General features: G+C 74.1%; 3 protein-coding genes. All 3 read right to left on the bottom strand.

What is annotated here, in order from left to right; translation table 11 throughout:
• On the bottom strand, nt 1-1,227 hold a 1,227-nt coding region (locus tag ACOJUF_RS03470), incomplete at its 3' end, for a phenylalanine--tRNA ligase subunit beta (RefSeq protein WP_420120471.1).
• A gap of 3 nt (nt 1,228-1,230) precedes the next feature.
• Complete coding sequence (pheS, locus tag ACOJUF_RS03465) at nt 1,231-2,307, bottom strand: phenylalanine--tRNA ligase subunit alpha (protein WP_420120470.1); 1,077 nt, start codon at nt 2,305-2,307, stop codon at nt 1,231-1,233.
• Between the two features lie 179 nt (nt 2,308-2,486).
• Nucleotides 2,487-2,897 (bottom strand): WhiB family transcriptional regulator, encoded by a 411-nt coding sequence (locus tag ACOJUF_RS03460; protein ID WP_420120472.1) that lies wholly within the window; start codon nt 2,895-2,897, stop codon nt 2,487-2,489.
• Nucleotides 2,898-2,906 lie beyond the last annotated feature (9 nt).

Here is a 2,906-nt window from a genome sequence, read left to right as displayed (position 1 = left end):
GGCCCCCCGCCCGCCGCCGTTGCGGGTCCGCCGCGGGGGGCCCGGCGGGGGGGCCCGGGCCGCTCTCGCCGGGTCGACGGCCCGCTCGAACCGGCGGGCGGCCTCGCTCGGCAACCGGTGCCGGCGGACCGTCCGCATGATCACCGGCGGCGCCCAGGAGGCCCCCTCGATGATGACGTTGGTGGTGCCGTCGGAGATCTCGGTCGACTCCCCGCCCATCACGCCGGCCAGCGAGATGGCGCCGGACTCGTCGGCGACGACGAGGTCGTCGGTGGCCAGCGCCCGGGTCGTCCCGTCCAGGGTGACCAGGGACTCGCCCGCGGCGGCCCGCCGGACGGTGATCGGTCCGGACAACCTGTCCGCGTCGAACGCGTGCAGCGGCTGGCCGAGCTCGACCATCACGTAGTTGGTGACGTCGACGGCCAGCGAGATCGAGCGGATCCCGGCCGCGGTGAGCCGGCGCCGCATCCAGTACGGGCTCGGCGCGGTCGGGTCGATCCCCTGCACCCGCACGGTGGCGAACCGGCCGCAACCGGCCGGGTCGTCGATCGTCACCGGCCACCCGCCGTCCGCCGGGTCCGGGAGCTCCCGGACCCCCGGGTCGGTGAACGGCAGGTCGTAGGCGGCGGCGAGCTCGCGGGCCAGCCCGCGGACCGACAGCGCGTAACCGCGGTCCGGGGTGATGGCCAGCTCGATGACCACGTCGTCCGCCCCGATGATCGGCCGCGCGTCGGCGCCGGGGACCGGTGCCGACTCGCCCGCCGCCGGGCCGGCCCCGGCCGATGCGACGACCAGGATGCCGTCGTGTTCCTGGCCGAGGCCGAGCTCGCGGTTGGAGCAGATCATCCCGTCGGAGATGTGCCCGTAGGTCTTGCGCGAGGCGATGCCGAACCCGCCGGGCAGCGTCGCGCCGGGCAGGGCCACGACCACGGTGTCGCCGACGGCGAAGTTCGTCGCGCCGCAGATGATGCCACGGGGGGCGTCGGACCCGTCCGGACCGTGGCCCGGTCCGACGTCGACCTGGCAGAACCGGATGGGCTTTTTCAACCCGGTCAGTTCCTCGATCGCCAGCACCCGGCCGATGACCAGGTCACCGGTGGTCGGCGGCACGGTGTGCACGTCCTCCACCTCGAACCCGATGCGGACCAGGGTCTGGGCGACCTCATCGGCGGTGGTCCCGGCCGGCAGGGCCAGGGCGTCGCTCAACCACTCCAGGGACAGGCGCATGGCTCAGACCTCCCAGCCGAACGCGGCGGTGAACCGGACGTCGCCCTCGACGAGGTCGCGCATGTCCGGGATCTGGTTGCGGAACTGCAGGGTGCGTTCGATGCCCATGCCGAACGCGAACCCGCTCCACTCCTGCGGGTCGAGCCCGCAGGCGATCAGCACGTTGGGGTCGACCATGCCGCAGCCGCCCCACTCGACCCAGCCGGCGCCGCCCTTCTTGTCCGGGAACCAGACGTCCATCTCGGCGCTCGGCTCGGTGAAGGGGAAGAACGAGGGACGCAGCCGGGTGCGCGACTGCGGCCCGAACACGGCCCGGGCGAAGTGGTCCAGGGTGCCCTTGAGGTGCGCCATCGACAGGTGCCGGTCGATGGCCAGGCCCTCGACCTGGTGGAACACCGGGGTGTGGGTCGCGTCGAGCTCGTCCGACCGGTAGACCCGGCCCGGGCACACGACGTAGATCGGCGGCTCGCGGTCGAGCATGCTGCGGATCTGCACGGGCGAGGTGTGGGTGCGCAGGACCAGACCCGGGTTGCCCCCGATGTAGAACGAGTCCTGCATGGCCCGGGCCGGGTGGTCCTCGGGGAAGTTCAGCGCGTCGAAGTTGAACCACTCCGCCTCGAGCTCGGGACCGGTGGCCACCTCCCAGCCCATCGCGACGAAGATGTCCTCGATGCGGGCCATCACCGTGGAGATGGGGTGCCGCGACCCGGCCGGTTCCCGGTCGTAGGGCAGGGTGACGTCGACCGTCTCCTCGCGCAGGATGCGGGCGTCGCGCTGCGCCAGCAGTTCGGCCTCGCGGGCGGCGATCGCCTTGTTCACCTGGGCCCGGCTCTGCCCGATCAGCCGGCCGGGGGCGGCCCGCTCCGTCTTCGGCAGATCGGCCAGCGCCCGGTTGGCCAGAGCCAGCGGGCTGCGGTCCCCCGCGTGGGCCAGCCGGACGGACTTGAGAGTGTCCAGATCGTCGGCGGCGGCGACGGCCGCCAGCGCCGCGCCGACCGCGCGGTCGATGCCCGCCTCGTCGGTCGGCGCGGGCGGGGTCGCGGGCGGGGTCGCGGGCGAGCTGGGTGGCGCGGTGGTCATGCGGAACCTTCCGGGCGGGAGTACTGCGGGCGGAACCGGTCGCGACGGCGCGCCGCAACCAGCAGGGAGTCTAGGGATGCCCGGCCCGGAAGGAGTGAGGTCAGCTGCTCGCCCCGGGCACGGGCCCGGGAAATCGCCGCGGAAGGGTGCGGCGGGCGGTCGACGTCATCACCGGCCCATCATGACATCGACGCCGAGCCGCCGACAACCGCGTCGGCGGCGGCCGGCCCGATCACCGACGGATCGACCGACACCAGCACCGGCGCACCGGCCGGAGGCGCCGGCCGCGGCGCGCGCGGCGCCGGGTAGCGCAGGGACTGCAGGCCGAGCCGCTCGGCCCGCTCGTCCTCGGAGAGCCCGCCCCAGATCCCGTAGGGCTCACGGGTGTCCAGGGCGTGCTCGAGGCACTGGCGGATCACCGGGCACGCCTGGCAGACCGCCTTGGCGGCGGAGATCCGCCGCCGGCGGCCCTTGGCCCGCTCCTGGGCGGGATGGAAGAACGCATCGCTGTCCATCCCCCGGCAGGCGCCGGCGGTCTGCCAGTCCCAGTTGGCGATGATGGGCAGGGGAAGTCGCTGGGTGTCGGCCATGACAACCGT

It is taken from the genome of Nakamurella sp., assembly GCF_048594475.1.
GTDB lineage: Bacteria > Actinomycetota > Actinomycetes > Mycobacteriales > Nakamurellaceae > Nakamurella.
Note: the sequence above shows the minus strand (reverse complement) of the source record. Positions and strands in the feature narration are given on the sequence as shown.

Bases quoted from the DNA above. Each gene is read 5' to 3' on its own strand.
- pheS (WP_420120470.1), bottom strand. From the start codon at position 2,307: ATGACCACCGCGCCACCCAGCTCGCCCGCGACCCCGCCCGCGACCCCG.
- ACOJUF_RS03460 (WP_420120472.1), bottom strand. From the start codon at position 2,897: ATGGCCGACACCCAGCGACTTCCCCTGCCCATCATCGCCAACTGGGAC.